Below are 15,134 nucleotides of genomic sequence, written 5' to 3'. Positions count from 1 at the left end.
CGTCACCGGGCCACCAGCTCCACCACCGCCGCCGCGGCCGGCTCGAGGACGTCGAGCAGGACGCGGGGGAACAGCCCGAGGACCACCGCGAGCACGAGCAGCGGGGCGATCGAGAGCAGCTCGTGGCCGCGCAGGTCGCCGATCCGGGGCGCCGTCCGGGCTTCGGCGACGACGGCCGTGGCGCCGCCCGCCCGCGCCGGAGCCGGTCCCTCCCCGGCCTGGTCGGCGTCCGCCCCTCGATCGACGCCCGTCTCGCCCGGGGCGACGGTGTCGCCGGTGAGCAGCCGCTGCAGGGCGAGCAGGAACAACCCGGCGGTGACCAGGATGCCGACGACGGCGATCACCGTGGCCACCGGCGCGGCCTGGAGGGCCCCGGTGAACACCTGGAACTCGGCGACGAACCCGGAGAACCCGGGCAGGCCAAGGGAGCCGAACGCGGCCACCGCGAGGCAGGCGGCGAACACGGGTGCCGGACGGGCCAGTCCGCCCCACCGGTCGAAGGCGTAGGTGTGCCCGCGGGACCACAGCCATCCACTGAGCAGGAACAGGGCGCCGGTGAGGAGGCCGTGACTGACCATCTGGTACATCGCGCCCACCGTGGCCACGGTCCGCGCCTCCTCGTCGGCGGAGGCCACCAGGCCGGCCGCGCCCAGACCGAGCAGGACATAGCCCATGTGGTTCACCGAGGTGTAGGCGATCATCCGCTTGACGTCGGTCTGGGCCAGCGCGACGAAGGCGCCCCACAGGACGCTGATGACGCCGACCACGACGACGACCATCGCCCAGCGCTGCCAGGTCTCGGGCAGGATCGGCATGGCGATCCGCACGAACCCGTACGTGCCGAGTTTCAGCAGGATGCCGGCGAGGACCGCCGAACCGGCGGCGGGGGCGTCGGTGTGCGCGTCGGGCAGCCAGGTGTGGAAGGGGAACAGCGGCGTCTTCACCGCCAGGCCCAGCCCGATCGCCAGCAGCACCAGGCCGCCTGCCACCGGGGAGTCCGCCAGCGGCGGGTCGGCGGCCAGCGCCACCATGTCGAAGGTGCGCTGCTCGCTGCCGAGGAACAGGCCGATGAAGCCGACCAGCAAGGCCAGCGAACCGACGAAGGTGTAGAGGAAGAACTTCAGGGCGCTACGCCGGGCGTTGCCGTGCCCCCAGCCGGCGATGACGAAGTACATCCCGACGATCGTCAGGTCGAAGAAGACGAAGAACAGGATGAGGTCCAGCGAGGCGAAGGCGCCCAGGCACGCGGTCTGCAGGAACAGGAACAGCGCGGCGTAGGTCCGCGGCCGGTCCGGCTCCCGCAGGGAGTAGACGGCGCAGGCCAGGAAGAGCACGCCGGTCAGCGCCAGCAGCGGCAGCGACAACCCGTCCACGCCGACGTGGTAGCCGGCGTCGACGGTGGGGATCCACTGCACATCCGCCTCGTAGGCCAGACCGTCGACGACGCCGGAGGCACCCTCGCCCGTCTCGAAGCGCCACCACATCCAGGCCACCAGCACCAGGTCCACGGCGGAGGCGGCCACCCACACCCCCATCGCGGCACGGCCACGCAGCCGGGGCCCCGACAGCAGCACGCCCGCTGCCAGGAGCGGCAGGAAGATCACCACGGTCAGCAGCACGGTCACCTCACCACGAGCAGGAGGACGAGCAGGAACCCGAGACCGGCGACGGCCTGGGCGTAGTACTGGTGCAGGAACCCGCTCTGCGGGCGTCGGGCGGCGCTGCCCGCACGGCCGAACGCCCGTGCGGTCGCCCGGACGGCGCCGTCCACGAGGCTCGTGTCGGTGCGGGCCGAGGCCGCCGCCACCCGCCGGGTCCCGGCGGCGACAGCGGTGACCGCCCGGTCGATGCCGCCGTCGTCGGCCCGGGCGACCAGTCGGGCCACCTGCCGGGCAGCGGAGCCGACGGCACGGACGGCCCGGTCGATGCCGCGGTCGTCGACGGCGGCCAGCACCCGGGCCACCGCCAGGGCCGGCCGGGGGGAGAGCACGTGCCCGAGCCCGGCCCAGGAGGACAGGGCACTCCGCTCGACGGCCCGGCCGAGCGCCGGCCGGGCCCGGCTCACGAGGACGGTGAGCGCCAGCGCCGTTCCGGCGAGCCCGCCGGAGAGGAGCAGGTCCCCGAGCCCGGGAGACGGCTCCTCCTCCGCGTCCAGCACCGCCTCCAGGGCCTCCGCCACGGACGGCAGGGCGAGGACACCGAGCCCCGCGGCGAACACCGCGAGGACGCCGGCTGCCGTCCGGGTCGGCAGCGGGATCCGGCGGGTCCCCGGTTGCTCATCGTCGAGCAACTCCTCCCCCGTGGGCCGGGCCAGGACGACGGCCAGGATCTTCCCGGCGTAGACGGCCGAGAGCACCGCGGCGGCGAGTCCGACGACGGTCAGCGCCGTCCCCTCGACGCCCGCGAGGACCTCGTCCTTGGTCGCCCACAGCGAGAGGGGTGGGACGCCGGCCAGGGCCAGCGCCGCCACGGTGGCCGCCGCTCCGATCCCCGGGTACCGCCGGGCGGCACCGCGCAGGCCGGCCAGCTGCTTGGTGCCCAGCGCGGTCAGCCACGCCCCCGCGGCGACGAACAGTCCGGCCTTGACCGCGGCGTGCGCCACCAGCTGCGCGGTGCCGCCGGCGGTGGCGCCGACCCCGGCGGCGAGGACGACGAAGCCGATCTGGGCAGCGGTACTGGCGGCCAGCAGCTGCTTGAGGTCCGTCTGCGCGACGGCCACCGCACCCAGCAGCAGCGCGGTCAGCGCCCCCGCCCATGCCGCGGCCGCGGCCGCCCAGCCGGTCGCGGCCAGCAGCGGTTGCATGCGGAGCAGCAGGTAGCCGCCGGCGGCGACCATGGTCGCTGAGTGCAGCAGCGCGCTGACCGGGCTGGGGCCCTTCATGGCGGCCGAGAGCCAGGCCGAGAAGGGCAGCTGCGCCGACTTGCCGAGTGCGGCCACGAGCACGCCGGCCGCGGCGAGGTCCGCCCAGCCGCCGTCCGCGGTGCCGAGGTCGGCCAGGACCAGGCTGCCGGTGGCGGCCAGCGCGGCCCCCGCCGCCACGTACAGCCCGAGGTCACCGGCGCGGGTGGTGACGAACGCCCGGGTGCCGGCGGCGAGCTTGCCCGGCTCGTCCCACCGGAAGCCGATCAGCGCGTAGGACGTCGCGCCCATCACCTCCCACCCCAGCAGCAGGGCCGGCAGCGTCGCCGCGGTGACGGTCGCCAGCATGGCGGCGACGAACAGCAGCTCGAACCCGAAGAAGCGGGCCCGGGCCGCAGCGGCAGGCAGGTCCGCGACGGCGAAGACGGTGACCAGCAGGGCGATCCCCGCGACCAGCACCAAGAGCACCGCGGACAGGCCGTCGACGACCAGGCGCAGGTCCCCGCCGTCGACGATGCCCAGGAACGGCATCGAGACGCCCGGCCGGCCGGCCGCCACCACAGCGGCGAGCACGACGGCGAGCCCGGTGACACCGACGGCGAGCGGCCCGGCGACCTGGTCGGCCCGCCGTCCGCTGACCAGCAGGCCGGCCCCGCCTACTGCGGGCAGCAGCACCACGGCGGCGAGAGCGGCGGTCATCCGCGCAGGTCCGTGGCCATGTCCACCATGTCCACCTGCCGGGCGCGGTAGATGGCGACGGTGACGGCGAAGCCCATCGCCATCTCCACGGCCATGACGACCAGGGCGACGACGACGAGCACCTGCGCGTCGGGCAGCCCGGGCGCGAGGAAGTACCAGGCCGCGCCGCCGGCCAGCAGCACTCCGTTGAGCACGAGCTCCAGGCCCATCATGACCATGACGATCGACTGCTGGGACAGCGCGCCGAACAGCCCGACCCCGACCAGGCCGGCGGCCACGGTCAGCACGATCTGGAGCACCACGTCCGCGGTCACCGGGGCAGCCCCCCGGGCACCGGGTCGTCCGGGCGTGCGGCGGCCAGGTCGGCGCCGAGGCGGTCGTAGCGCCCACGCGCCGTCGCCAGCACCGTGCCGGCCAGGATCGTGGCGAACAAGGCGATGCCGATCATCAGCATGACCAGCATGTGACTGCCCATGATCGCCTCGCCGAGCTGCCGGGTGCTGTCCGCGGGCAGCTGTCCGGAGCGGGTCGGCCAGTCGATCGTCCAGATCCCGGCGGTGAGGACGACGAAGGCACCGGCACCCACGATGGCCGAGCCCTTCGTGTTGTGCACCATCGTCATCGGCATGAGCCCGGCCGGGTTCATCATGAACGCGATCATGAAGACGGCCATGATGGCCATCTCGATCGTCATCATCAGCGCCGTCACCACGGCCAGGTAGACCAGGTCGAAGGCCAGCAGGACGCCGGCGACGGCAAGGAACGAGGCGAGCAGCGCGAACGTCGCCCGGGCCATCGAATCCACCACGAACACCGCGATGCCCGCGGCGACCGCCACCACGCCGAGCAGCACCACCGCGGCGGTCGCCCAGCCCGACAGGTCGGTCAGCATCGTGCCCTCCTCACGCGTAGAACCCGTTCAGCACGAGCACGGCGACGACCAGCGCCTGCACCAGCGTGAGCGGCACCAGCACCACCCAGCCGACCTCGACCGTCCGGTCCGGGCGGAGCACGGGCAGCCGCCGGCCCAGCCACACGAGCGCCGCGATGACGGCAAGCGTTTTGAGCAGGTGCCACACCGGACCGGGCAGCCACGGCCCGGCGTCGCCGCCGAGGAACAACGCGGCCGCCATGGCACCGGTCGCGCCCAGGAACACCGCCCGGCCGGCCTCGACCAGCAGCCGGTCCACCCCGGACACCTCCGAGGTCACCCCGCCGGCGATGTCCGGTGCTGCGGGCGCGGCGAACGGTCCCCAGAACGCGAAGGCCGCGGCGCCGGCGACGAAGACCACGAAGGCGACAGGCATGGTCACCACGAACCACAGGCCCTGCTGGGTGGCGAGGATGTCCGTCGTCCGCAGTGACCCGGCTGCCAGGCCGGCCGTGATGAGGGCGAACATCAGCGGTAGTTCATAGGCCAGTCCTTGGGCGAGAAACCGGTAGCCGCCGGTCAGGGCGTGGACGGCGTTCGGGCCCCAGCCGATCAGCCAGACCGCGGCCCACAGCAGCGCCTCCATGGCGTTGAACCACACGAGGTCGGCGCTGGTCGACCACAGCGTCCGCCCGCCGATCGGGACGACGGCCAGCGACAGCAGCGCCAGGACCGGTACCGCTGCACAGCCGAGCCGCCACAGCAGCCGGTCCGGGGCGAGCGTGGTCCGCCGCTGCTCGACCAGCAGACGGGCGCTCGAGCGGAACGGCTCGACAGCGCCCCTGGGCGCGCCGGCGACCACGGCGCGGTCGACGGCCGCCACCACGAGCCCTAGGAAGAGGCCGACGACCACGACGCCGAGAACCGCCGGCGCCATTCCCCACGCGCCCGCCAGGGTCTGCTCAGGCATGTGCGTGCTCCGGTGCCGACTGGGCCGGCACGGGGACGACGTCCAGGCTGGCCACGATCAGGCGAGCGCTTCCGATCTCCGCGCCCTCCACGAGAGCCGCGACGTCGTCCAGCGACGTCGCCGGCCACTCGTCGACCGGGTGCCCCGACGCCACGTCGCACCAGCGCCGGACGCGGTCCAGGACGCCCTCACCGGCACCGTGCTCTGGTCCAACCTTTCCGATGTCACCGGCCGTCCACGACAGGGTCCGCGACCGGCGCACCCGCCGCGCCACGGCCTGCGCGAGCCGCTGCGCCCGCTCGGGATCGGTCCCGGCGAGCAGCCCGTCCCGGGCGCGGCGGGCGTCTCGGGCGGCTGTCGGCCAGCCCGCGACGTCGAGGAACCGGGCCAGCCGGTCCAGCGCCGACGCCCGGGCGTCAGGGTGCGGCCGCGGGGGCGGGAGCAGGCCGACGTCGAGCCAGAGGCAGGCGGCGGCAGTGAGGACGTCCCCCTGTAGGTCCGCCCGCAGCACCAGGCCGGTGGGCCAGCCCGGCAGCACCGGTCCGAGCGCCACCTTCAGGACGTCGAGTTCCAGTCCGTCGCGATCCGGGCCGGTCGAGGCCATCGGCAGCCCGGCCACCTCACCACCGTGGTCCATGCCCTCGGAACCACCCCCGTGGTCCATGCCCTCGGAACCACCACCGTGGTCCATGCCCTCGGAACCACCACCGTGGTCCATGCCCTCGGAACCACCACCGTGGTCCATGCCCTCGGAACCACCACCGTGGTCCATGCCCTCATGACCACCACCGTGGTCCATGCCCTCATGACCACCACCGTGGTCCATGCCCTCATGACCACCACCGTGGTCCATGCCCTCATGACCACCACCGTGGTCCATGCCCTCATGACCACCACCGTGGTCCATGCCCTCATGACCACCACCGTGGTCCATGCCCTCATGACCACCGCCGTGGTCCATGCCCTCATGACCACCGCCGTGGTCCATGCCCTCATCCTCGCCGAGGAACGAGGTCGGCGACGGCCGCTCGTCTCCGTACGCACCTCCTGCGGCGCGCCGGAGCAGCGCACCCGGAGCCGCGTCCAGAACGGCGGCGAGGGCGCCCTCCCGGTGCACGTCGATCCGGTGTCGCGGTTCGGGAACCTGGCTCCACAGGACGTCGACGGCCGCTGCGAGCTCCGGTCCGGGTTCACCCAGGACGAGCAGGATGTCGGCATCCGCAGGTGCCAGGGAGCGCCTCCAGCCGCGCCGGTCGAGCTCGGCCTCGACGGACCACCGGAGCGTCGTCTCGCCCGGGACGTCCACGAGCAGCACGCGGGGACGGGACAGCGCCCAGATCCGCAGTCGGGCGATCAGGTCCATCGCAGCGCACCTTCACGCCAGACGTAGGTGACACCGACGAGCAGGACCGCGAGGAACCCGAACATCTCGACGACGGCCTGTGCACCCATGTCGGCGACCACGATCGCCCACGGGTACATGAAGACCATCTCCATGTCGAAGGCGAGGAAGAGCACCGTGATCGCGTACCACCGCGTGTGGTACCGCGAGACGGCGTGCTGCTGCGGCAGCAGGCCCGACTCGTACGGCAGCACGGCTGCGGGCTCGCGCGCGCTCCTCAGCACAGACGACAGGGCGTAGATGCCGACGACGCCGGCCACGAGGAGCGCCGCTAGCGACAGCAGAGCGACCATGGATCCCTCCTCCCCTCACGTGGGACCTCGACGGCAGCAGCCGGGAGTGGATCAGGAAAGACATCCGGACGTCCGTCCGGGTATGGGTGACTGTAGATGTGGCCGAGGGCCCGCGCGCGCCGATGACCCTCCGCTTCAGCGATCGCATCGAACACCACCAAGCCCTGTCAGTCGTCCTCCGGCGCCCCGTTCGCGAGGACGACCAACTGGCGGAGGCAGTGGTCCCGCAGCGGCTCGGGAAATCCTTCGGCCAGGCGGTAGTAGACGACGCGCCCTTGCTTCCGGTTGGCCACGAGGCCCGCCGTACGCAGCAGCCGGAGGGCGTAGCCGACGGCGTCCTCGTTCGCGTCCAGCGCCAACGCGAGATCGCCGACGCAGAGCTCCTCGACCATGTCCAGCGCGAAGAGGACCCGGGCCCGGGTCGGGTCGGCCATGAGGCTCAGCACGCTGGTGAGCTGAGCAGTCTCCTCCCGGCCGGGAAGTCGGGTGCGGGCGTGGGCGACCCGTTCGGGGTCGACCGGGTGCGCATGGTCAGGTTCGGACATCGAGAAACACCTCCGATCCGCTCATACCCGTACGGGCCTACGGGTAGCCCCCGATCTGTCGGCGAGAGTCTCGGACGGCACCCAGGCCGACCGACGCCGGAATACCGAGGAGGCACCCATGACCGTGGCAGCCCAGATGCTCGACACCTACCCGAAGGACCTGGGCGGGGTGGACAAGCAGAAGCTCCTCGAGTGCATCGAGGCCTGCTTCGAGTGCGCCCAGGCGTGCACCGCGTGCGCCGACGCCTGCCTCAGCGAGGACATGGTCGCCGAGCTGACCAAGTGCATCCGCACCAACGCCGACTGCGCCGACATCTGCGACACCACGGGGCGCGTGCTGTCCCGGCACACCGGCTACGACGCCAACCTCACCCGGGCGGTCCTCGAGGCCTGCGCCGCCGCGTGCAAGGCCTGCGGCGACGAGTGCGCGCAGCACGCCGAGATGCACGAGCACTGTCGTGTCTGCGCCGAGGCCTGCCGCCGCTGCGAGGCGGCCTGCCGCGACCTCATCTCATCCCTCGGCTGACTGTGAGGCTGGCCGGGTCGATTCTTCAGTGATGGGCTGACGGCCGGCAGCGGTGAGCGTGACCCGTCGTCTGACTGGTTTCGTGCCTTTCGCCCGACTTGTCCGCCTGCTGCTGCCGGCACCGGCCCGGCCGGAGACGTTGGCCTGATCAGGAGCTTGACCGCCAGTAGCCGCTGACGTGTCTCATCACAGTCCTGCCATCTCCGCACCGGACCGGGACCTACTGCGTCCCCCGGTCAAGGAGAAGAACGCATGTCCATGCTGGCCGGACTGGTCGAGGTCGTCATCGGCGTCGACACACACAGCCAGACACACACCGCCGCGGTGCTCGATGCCCGCACCGGCGCAGTGCTGGCCCGAGCCACGGTCACCGCCGACCCCGACGGCTACGCCGAACTGGTCGTTCTGGCCGAGGCCCACTCCGGGCTCCGAGCCTGGGCGATGGAAGGCACCGGTGGCTACGGCGCCGGCCTGGCCCGCCACCACCGGCGAGCTGGTCGTGGAGCTGGACCGACCCAAGCGGCCCGTCCGGCGGGCCAGGGTCAAGTCCGATCCGATCGACGCCGAGCGCGCCGCCCGCGACGCGCTGGCCCGCACCCGGTTGGCCCAGCCCAAGGCCGGCGCCGAACGAGCCGCGCTGCAGATGCGGCTGACCGCCCGCCGCGCCGCCGCGCCGAAGGCAAGACCGACCGCGAGGCCAAGCGCTGCCTCAAGCGCTACATCGCCCGCGAGCTCTACCGACGCCTCGAAGCCCCACCCTCAGCCCTTGACGCGCCATAGGAGCGTCCAGCCCCCGGGTCGCGGCCCGGCACCACTGTCCGGGGGTCAGCTTGAACGCCCCAGGTCGGTACAACCGCCGCCGAGTCCGATGAGCCCTCACCGGCGACTCGACGGACGGCGGGGTCGGCCAGCGTGACGGCACGTCGACGACCAGTTCTGGGTCGGTCAGCTGCAGCCGCAACCGCATCCGGACGGCTGACCGCCGCCGGCCAGCGGCAGCTGCTGGACGGGTGCGGCGATCCGGTAGCCGGCCTCCTCCACAGCGGCGCGCACCGCGGCGTCCTCGACCCCGTTGTCGCTGGTGACGGTCAGCCCACCGGTAGCCAGCTCCACGTCCACATGAGTGACGCCGGGTACCTGACCCACCTCCTCGCTGACCGAGTTGACGCAGTGACCGCAGGTCATGCCGACGACGGTGTAGGTAGCGGTGCTCATGGGGCTTCCTCTCCGGCTGGTGGCCGATGCTCGTACGGGCGGCGGGATGGCGCGCCGCCGTGCCGAGGATACTACCCCCCGGGGGTATCTGCCAGTCGGCGCCCGAGGCCCGTCACGGCGGGATGGGCAGGCACGCGCCCCAGTCCGGGAGGATGCACCCCGGGCGCGAGGGGCTGGCCTGCCGCCCTTCTCCCAGCCCTACCAGGCCACGCCCTTACTGCTCCAGGACCACCTCGAAGGTCCGGCCCCCGTCCGTGGACGTGACCACCGCTGCCGCGGTCACGACGATGATGCGGTGGTCCTCGTCCGCGGAGGAGGACACCGCCACCGCCTGCGGGGGCGATCCCAGGTCTGCGCCGCTCGCCCAGGAGACGCCGCCGTCGCTGCTGGTCCAGGTCACACCCGAGGGGTCGACCCCCGCCACGCGCGTGCCGTCATCCGCCCAGTCCACGACCTGGAGCAGCGGAGCGCCGTCAACGGCCGACCAGGTGTTGCCGGCGTCAGCGGAGCGGAGCAGCCCTTGCGCGGTCGTCGCGAGCACCAGCTCCGTGTCGGGCGCGGCCGCCAGGCCGTGCGGCTCGCCCGGGATGGTCAGTTTCTCCCAGTCGTAGCCGTTGCTGCTGCGGAGCAGGGCGCCGTCATAGCCGAGAACGCCGGCTGCGCCGGTGGTGAGGGCGTGGAAGTCCGACCGGCCCTGCCGGGACACCGCGCTCCAGGTCCGGCCACCGTCGGTCGACTCGATCAGCCCCATCGGCTGGGGGAGGTCGACACGTGGGCCCGGGTGACCGGAGGCGAGGAAGTGCCCGGGGCCGGCAACCGTGAACCCCATCAGGTCCATGACGGGACTGACCAGCTCGGCCTGTCCCCCAGCGGCCACCTCGAACAATCCCTCGTGCGTCGCGAGGAGCAGGGTGCCGTCGGCGGGATCGACCCCTGTCCCGTGCACGTGGCTGATCTCGAGCGCCGACGTGGCGGAGAGGGTCGAGGAGGCCGCCCCGGTCTCCGGGGTCCCGGACGTGCAGCCGACCAGCAGGACGGCGGCGGTCAGGAGGACGGCCGGCCCGCTCCGTCGTCGGCGAGAGCCCGGGGCAGGGAAGGTCTTCGGAAGCGATGTCACGGATGTGCTCCTTGCGTGTCGATCCAGGGCCCGGCTGCAGTGAGGACGCCGCCACGGCAGCCGCCGTCCGGCCGGCGTCGCCAGGTCGAGGAGGTGGGGCGCGGCACCCGCACGGCACCGCGCCCCGGGAAGAGGATCAGCCACCCAGCTCGATGAGCAGCTGCTGCATCTCCTCGATCTCCTGTGTCTGCGTCTCGCTGATCAGCTGGGCCAGGTCGACGGCCTCGGCGTTGCGCCCGTCCTCGACCTCCGTCCGCGCCATCTCGACGGCGCCCTCGTGGTGCTCGATCATGGCTTCGAGCCACATGCGGTCGAACTCCGGGCCGGCGGCCGGCATGTTCTCCATGCCCATGTGGCCCATGCCCTCGGACCCGTGATCCATGCCGCCCATGTCTCCGGAGTCCTCCGCGAGCGGCTGACCCCACTCCTGCAGCCAGCCGGTCATCAGGTCGATCTCCGGATCCTGGCCTGCTGCGATGCGCTCAGCCAGGTCCACGACCCGGGGATCGGAGGCGCGGTCCGTGGCGGCCTCGGCCATCGTGAGCGCGCCTTCGTGGTGCGGGATCATCCCCTGGGCGAAGGTGACGTCGGCGTCGTTGAACTCCGCGCTCTGATCGGCCGAGCTCTCGTCGGTCGTGCTGCTGCCGGCGACCGGCGTCTCGGCGGTGTCCGAGCAGCCGGCGAGGACGACGACGGCGGACATCAGCCCACCGGCGAGGCGGACGAGGCGAATGCTGGTGCGGGTCATGCTGGTCTCCATTCCTGCGGGATGTAGGCATGCGTGCGGAACCCCGGAGCAGCGGGCGCTGCCGGGGTGCAGCGGTTCGGCCTAGATCCGCAGGAGGCAGAGGACGGAGAGGTCCGGTGACCGGGGCCGCAGCGACCACGCGGTGAACCGGCGGCCACGTCGAGGGGACCCGCGGACGAGCGGAATCGCCCTGCCACGGAGGCGCGCCACGGCGCCCAGGACGATCACCCCCGCGAGCAGGACGGCGAGACACACGGCCAGGACGTGAGCGTCGTGCCACGGCGCCGGCAGGCCGGTGGACGCGGTAGCGGCCGCGTCCCGTACGCCGTCCGCAGCCGCGACGTCGGAGCGGTCGGGCGTCCCGGCCGCGGCCGTGAGGTGGACGGCCGCGGTGTGGCCACCGACGGAGGAGACGGCTGCCAGCGACGAGGACCAGTGCTCCATGTCCGGGTCCGAGGCCACGCACTGCACCCCGTGCATGGCGAACACGGCAGCCAGCAGCAGCAGCGCCGTCCAAAGCCGGGTCGCCACGACCACCTCCTCCATACCACCGTACGACGCCCCCCGGACACACCGGGGATCCCTCGACGCACCACGACAGGACACCGGCTCCCGGGGCGCCCTCGAGCCCGGCTGCGCCCGGCCGGAAGGCCGCAGTACCGCCACCCGCCCCGTGGAAGGACGTCGGACGATGTGGTTTACCCGGATGACCGTACGGGCATGCGGGCGGTCCACGGCGTCGGCCCCGCGGCCTCGGGGCCGCGCGTAGAAGCCCTCCGCTACACCCGGATTGCAGCGTCCCCGTGAGCACGGAGGCGAGGCCACCGCATGCGATCCCTGCACCGAGCACGAGCGAACGGAGACCCGACCATGGCATCGACGCAGAAGAGGGACGAGGAGCACGGACACGGGCAGGAGCACGGGGACGGTCGGGGCGGCGGCATGTCGCACCAGACGAAGATGTACCTGCGCTTCGCAGCCATGATCGGCACGTCCATGGTGGTCATGTACTTCACCATGTTCGCCGGCACCTGGGAGTGGAGCCACGTCCGGTTCAGCGAGAGCCGGGTGCTCATGGCCCTCACCATGGGCGGCACCATGGGGCTGGTCATGCTCGCCTGGATGCTCAACATGTACAAGAACGTCAAGGGCAACATCGCGATCGTGGTGGCGAGCCTGCTGCTGCTGGGCGGCGGCATCGCCCTCGACCGCAGCCAGGCCACCGTGGACGACCGCAACTGGATGAGCGCGATGATCCCGCACCACTCGCTGGCCATCACCCGCTCCGAGCGCGCCGACATCGACGACGTCCGCGTGTGCCAGCTGGCCGTCGAGATCATCCGGGCCCAGGAGCGGGAGATCGCCGAGATGGAGTGGCTGATCCAGGACATCGAGGAAAACGGCGAGGCCGAAACCGTCGAGGAGGCCCAGGCCCGGCCCGTTCCGGAGTTCGAGGGCTCCGCCCTGCGCGACTGTCCCCCGGCGGGCTGACCCGGGCAGGCTCGGCCGGGGCGCCGTCAGGCGGGCGGCCGCCCCGCGGAGAGCCGTCCGCGGATCGACGGCGAGGGTCAGCGCGGCTGGCGACCGGCGGAGACCCCTCCGGCGCCGGCGCCGGCGCGGTGCAGCAGCGCGGTGCCGCGGCCATACCGGTCGGTGCGGCGACGGTGCGCAGCTGCTGCACTCGGAGATGGCGCGGCCGCGCCACGACCGCATGCGACCGCTCCTTCGTGTGGACGGAAGCCAGGCAGTTGGGCCTCCACGCGCCGGTTCAGTCAGCGCAACGCCACGCGGCCGCCGCCCGGTTGGCTGACGGCGCGCCGGACAGCTGCATCCCGCATCAGTCCGCTACCGCTCTCCTGCCCTAACCCGTAGCGGCGGCAGTTCGACACACACCGGTAGCACCAGCACTGCTAGCGGGGTGCCGGGCGCGACCGGTTCGGAACGGTGCGGCGAAAGGCGCCGGGCACCTTCGCCGCACCGGAGAACCCTCACGGCGAGTAGCCGGCGGCTGTGCTGGCTGCCCTTGGCCCCGGCGGCTGTCAGCTGGTCGTCTGCCGGTGCCCGTGGTCGGCGGCGTAGGCGTCGAGGATGTCGTCGAGGCGGCCCTCGGCGGAGACGAACTGCTCACTGAGTACTTGGCCGAGGTCCTCGAGGGAGCTGTTGAGGGCCGCCGCGGCAGTTCGTACGTCTCTGCGGGGGGACGTGCGGCCGGATTCGGCGAGCTGCGCCGCGTACGGAAGGGTGGCCGGCAGGGCGGCGCTGCCTTCGTCGCGGAAGTAGTAGGTCTCCGCGTTCTGGGTCAGGTCCACCCGGGCCTGCGCGACCTGACCGGACAACTCTTCCAGCAGTACCGCCGGCATCGCCGAGTCGTCCACTCCAGCCGGCTCCTCGGCGTCCGCGCGCTGGAGCGCGGCCAGGCGGACCGACAGGGTGCGGCGGCGGTTGAGTGCCGGGTAGATCTGCATGATCCAAGAGACGGCCCCGGTCAGCAGCGCGAACCCGATGATCGCCTGCAGGGGGGTGACCAGCCGCAGCCAGCCCACGGTAGGCACGATGTCGCCGTAGCCGAGCGTGGCCGTGGTCACCAGCGACAGGTAGAGGGCATCGAGGAAGTTGACTCGCTCCGCCGGCTCGAGCCCCTCCGCGTAGGAGAAGGAGTCCGGCAGGTGCGGCCAGTACACCAGCGCCCCGCCGAGGACGACGCCCAGTTCCCACGTGGCTATCACCACCACCATGCCGAGCGGTCCGGCCAGGCGGCCGGGGACACCCCGCCGCCCGAGCCGTCGGGTGACCCGCCAGAGCCCGGCGAACGCAATCCGGCTGACCCGGCCCTGCCCGGAGGGGTGGAAAAGGGTGTGGAACAGCTCGCGCAGCACCACCGCGACGAGCACCACACCCGTGGCTGTGATCATCCCGGACAACACAGCTCGAGGTCTCCTCGTGGCTTCACCGACGCACTGCCGACCCCAGACCACCACTTCGGGGCCGGCGTGAACCGATCAGCAGCGGCGGCTGACCCCCCATACCCGTACGCTTGTGAGGATAACGTGGTGCCGGAAACAGGGGGCGCCACCGGCACGGGCGGCGGTTCCTGACCGCCGGACTGCGGTTGGGTCTCGCCGGACGTCGACCATTCCGTTGGAACCCATGCGGCCTTGGGTGCTGCCGGCCACCTGGCCGCACCGCGGCGCCCTCCCCTGAGGTCGGGCAGCATCCTGCCTATCCGCCGGTGGAGCCCCCTCACTCGCCCCGGCGGCCTCCGTCGTCCTGGTACGCGGGTCGCGCCGCCGGGTGGACCGCCGAGCCGAGGCGCATCACACTGGCCCCGTCCGTGCGGATCCACCACCGGGAGCACAGGCCATGCAGCGCTGCTTGATCGTCGCCAACCAGACCCTCGCCACAGAGACGCTCTGCCGGGCCGTCCACGAGCGCATCACAGCGGGGCCCCACGAGTTCTTCCTCGTCGCCCCGGCCACCCCGGCAGCGGACGAGGTCGACGGCCCCAGCGCGTACGCGGGCCTGGGACCATCCGCGACCGACCGCGCGTACGCGCTCGCCCGGCAGCGCCTCGACCGGGCACTGGACCGCCTGCGCGACCTGGGCGCCACGGTCGACGGGGAGGTCGGTGACCCGGACGCAGTGCAGGCGGTCCGCGCCGCTCTCCGCCACTTCCCCGCTGACGAGGTCGTCGTCTCGACCCTTCCCAGCGGACTGTCGCAGTGGCTGCGCCGCGACCTGCCGGCGCGCCTGCGGAAGGGGTGCGACATCCCGGTCAGCCATCTTCCCGCCGACATCACCGCGGACGCGCGGGCCTGACCACCCGGCGGGAGCAGGTCGTCGGATCCCTTCTCCGCACCCGAGCCGGCCGGCACCTCCGGTCGGTCGTGG

The 15,134-nt window shown here is 72.7% G+C and carries 17 protein-coding genes; 4 read left to right on the top strand and 13 right to left on the bottom strand.

The annotated features are described in order from the left end of the window. Positions 1–2: 2 nt before the first annotated feature. From ABC795_RS05280 to ABC795_RS05245, 8 genes are all read right to left on the bottom strand, one after another. On the bottom strand, positions 3–1,625 hold the full coding sequence (locus ABC795_RS05280; RefSeq protein WP_347059866.1) for an NADH-quinone oxidoreductase subunit M: 1,623 nt from the start codon (positions 1,623–1,625) through the stop codon (positions 3–5). Next, entirely contained in the window at positions 1,622–3,559 is a 1,938-nt protein-coding gene (locus ABC795_RS05275; protein WP_347059865.1) for a proton-conducting transporter membrane subunit, read from the bottom strand. The genes ABC795_RS05280 and ABC795_RS05275 overlap by 4 nt, the downstream gene beginning before the upstream one ends. Next, positions 3,556–3,873 (bottom strand): NADH-quinone oxidoreductase subunit K, encoded by a 318-nt coding sequence (locus ABC795_RS05270; protein ID WP_347059863.1) that lies wholly within the window; start codon positions 3,871–3,873, stop codon positions 3,556–3,558. The genes ABC795_RS05275 and ABC795_RS05270 overlap by 4 nt, the downstream gene beginning before the upstream one ends. Further along, positions 3,870–4,451, bottom strand: a complete 582-nt coding sequence (locus ABC795_RS05265) for an NADH-quinone oxidoreductase subunit J (protein ID WP_347059862.1) — start codon at positions 4,449–4,451, stop codon at positions 3,870–3,872. The genes ABC795_RS05270 and ABC795_RS05265 overlap by 4 nt, the downstream gene beginning before the upstream one ends. 10 nt (positions 4,452–4,461) lie before the next feature. Then, the gene (locus ABC795_RS05260; protein ID WP_347059860.1) at positions 4,462–5,400 is read right to left on the bottom strand and encodes an NADH-quinone oxidoreductase subunit H; all 939 of its coding nucleotides are present in this window, start codon (positions 5,398–5,400) and stop codon (positions 4,462–4,464) included. Then, complete coding sequence (locus ABC795_RS05255) at positions 5,393–6,763, bottom strand: hypothetical protein (protein ID WP_347059859.1); 1,371 nt, start codon at positions 6,761–6,763, stop codon at positions 5,393–5,395. The genes ABC795_RS05260 and ABC795_RS05255 overlap by 8 nt, the downstream gene beginning before the upstream one ends. After that, on the bottom strand, positions 6,754–7,095 hold the full coding sequence (locus ABC795_RS05250) for an NADH-quinone oxidoreductase subunit A (protein ID WP_347059858.1): 342 nt from the start codon (positions 7,093–7,095) through the stop codon (positions 6,754–6,756). The genes ABC795_RS05255 and ABC795_RS05250 overlap by 10 nt, the downstream gene beginning before the upstream one ends. Before the next feature lie 167 nt (positions 7,096–7,262). Beyond that, entirely contained in the window at positions 7,263–7,640 is a 378-nt protein-coding gene (locus ABC795_RS05245; RefSeq protein ID WP_347059857.1) for a metalloregulator ArsR/SmtB family transcription factor, read from the bottom strand. 118 nt (positions 7,641–7,758) lie between these two features. On the opposite strand from ABC795_RS05245, the gene ABC795_RS05240 reads away from it, so the two are divergent. Continuing rightward, the gene (locus ABC795_RS05240) at positions 7,759–8,166 is read left to right on the top strand and encodes a four-helix bundle copper-binding protein (RefSeq protein WP_347059856.1); all 408 of its coding nucleotides are present in this window, start codon (positions 7,759–7,761) and stop codon (positions 8,164–8,166) included. A gap of 252 nt (positions 8,167–8,418) precedes the next feature. Then, positions 8,419–8,946: a transposase gene (locus tag ABC795_RS05235; protein ID WP_347059855.1), complete on the top strand. Its 528-nt coding sequence runs from the start codon at positions 8,419–8,421 to the stop codon at positions 8,944–8,946. A gap of 165 nt (positions 8,947–9,111) precedes the next feature. Here the strand turns inward: ABC795_RS05235 and ABC795_RS05230 are convergent, their stop codons facing one another. The 4 genes from ABC795_RS05230 to ABC795_RS05215 all read right to left on the bottom strand — a co-directional run bounded on the left by ABC795_RS05230 (position 9,112) and on the right by ABC795_RS05215 (position 11,777). Then, positions 9,112–9,381: a heavy-metal-associated domain-containing protein gene (locus ABC795_RS05230; RefSeq protein WP_347059854.1), complete on the bottom strand. Its 270-nt coding sequence runs from the start codon at positions 9,379–9,381 to the stop codon at positions 9,112–9,114. Positions 9,382–9,595: 214 nt separating this feature from the next. Next, a complete protein-coding gene (locus ABC795_RS05225; protein WP_347059853.1) occupies positions 9,596–10,498 on the bottom strand; it encodes a F510_1955 family glycosylhydrolase in 903 nt (300 codons plus the stop codon). A gap of 136 nt (positions 10,499–10,634) precedes the next feature. Beyond that, on the bottom strand, positions 10,635–11,246 hold the full coding sequence (locus tag ABC795_RS05220; protein ID WP_347059852.1) for a DUF305 domain-containing protein: 612 nt from the start codon (positions 11,244–11,246) through the stop codon (positions 10,635–10,637). A gap of 81 nt (positions 11,247–11,327) precedes the next feature. Beyond that, positions 11,328–11,777 (bottom strand): DUF6153 family protein, encoded by a 450-nt coding sequence (locus ABC795_RS05215; protein WP_347059851.1) that lies wholly within the window; start codon positions 11,775–11,777, stop codon positions 11,328–11,330. 339 nt (positions 11,778–12,116) lie between these two features. Between ABC795_RS05215 and ABC795_RS05210 the strand changes: the two genes are divergently transcribed. After that, entirely contained in the window at positions 12,117–12,737 is a 621-nt protein-coding gene (locus ABC795_RS05210) for a DUF305 domain-containing protein (protein WP_347059850.1), read from the top strand. 548 nt (positions 12,738–13,285) lie between these two features. Here ABC795_RS05210 and ABC795_RS05205 read toward each other — a convergent pair. Continuing rightward, positions 13,286–14,158, bottom strand: coding sequence for a potassium channel family protein (locus ABC795_RS05205; protein WP_347059849.1), 873 nt, complete (start codon positions 14,156–14,158; stop codon positions 13,286–13,288). A 448-nt stretch (positions 14,159–14,606) separates the two neighbouring features. Here ABC795_RS05205 and ABC795_RS05200 point away from each other — a divergent pair, with 448 nt between their 5' ends. Continuing rightward, positions 14,607–15,062 (top strand): hypothetical protein, encoded by a 456-nt coding sequence (locus tag ABC795_RS05200; RefSeq protein WP_347059848.1) that lies wholly within the window; start codon positions 14,607–14,609, stop codon positions 15,060–15,062. The last annotated feature ends 72 nt before the right edge of the window (positions 15,063–15,134 follow it).

This window comes from Blastococcus sp. HT6-30 (genome assembly GCF_039729015.1).
GTDB lineage: Bacteria > Actinomycetota > Actinomycetes > Mycobacteriales > Geodermatophilaceae > Blastococcus.
This window is presented reverse-complemented; position numbering and strand designations above follow the sequence as displayed.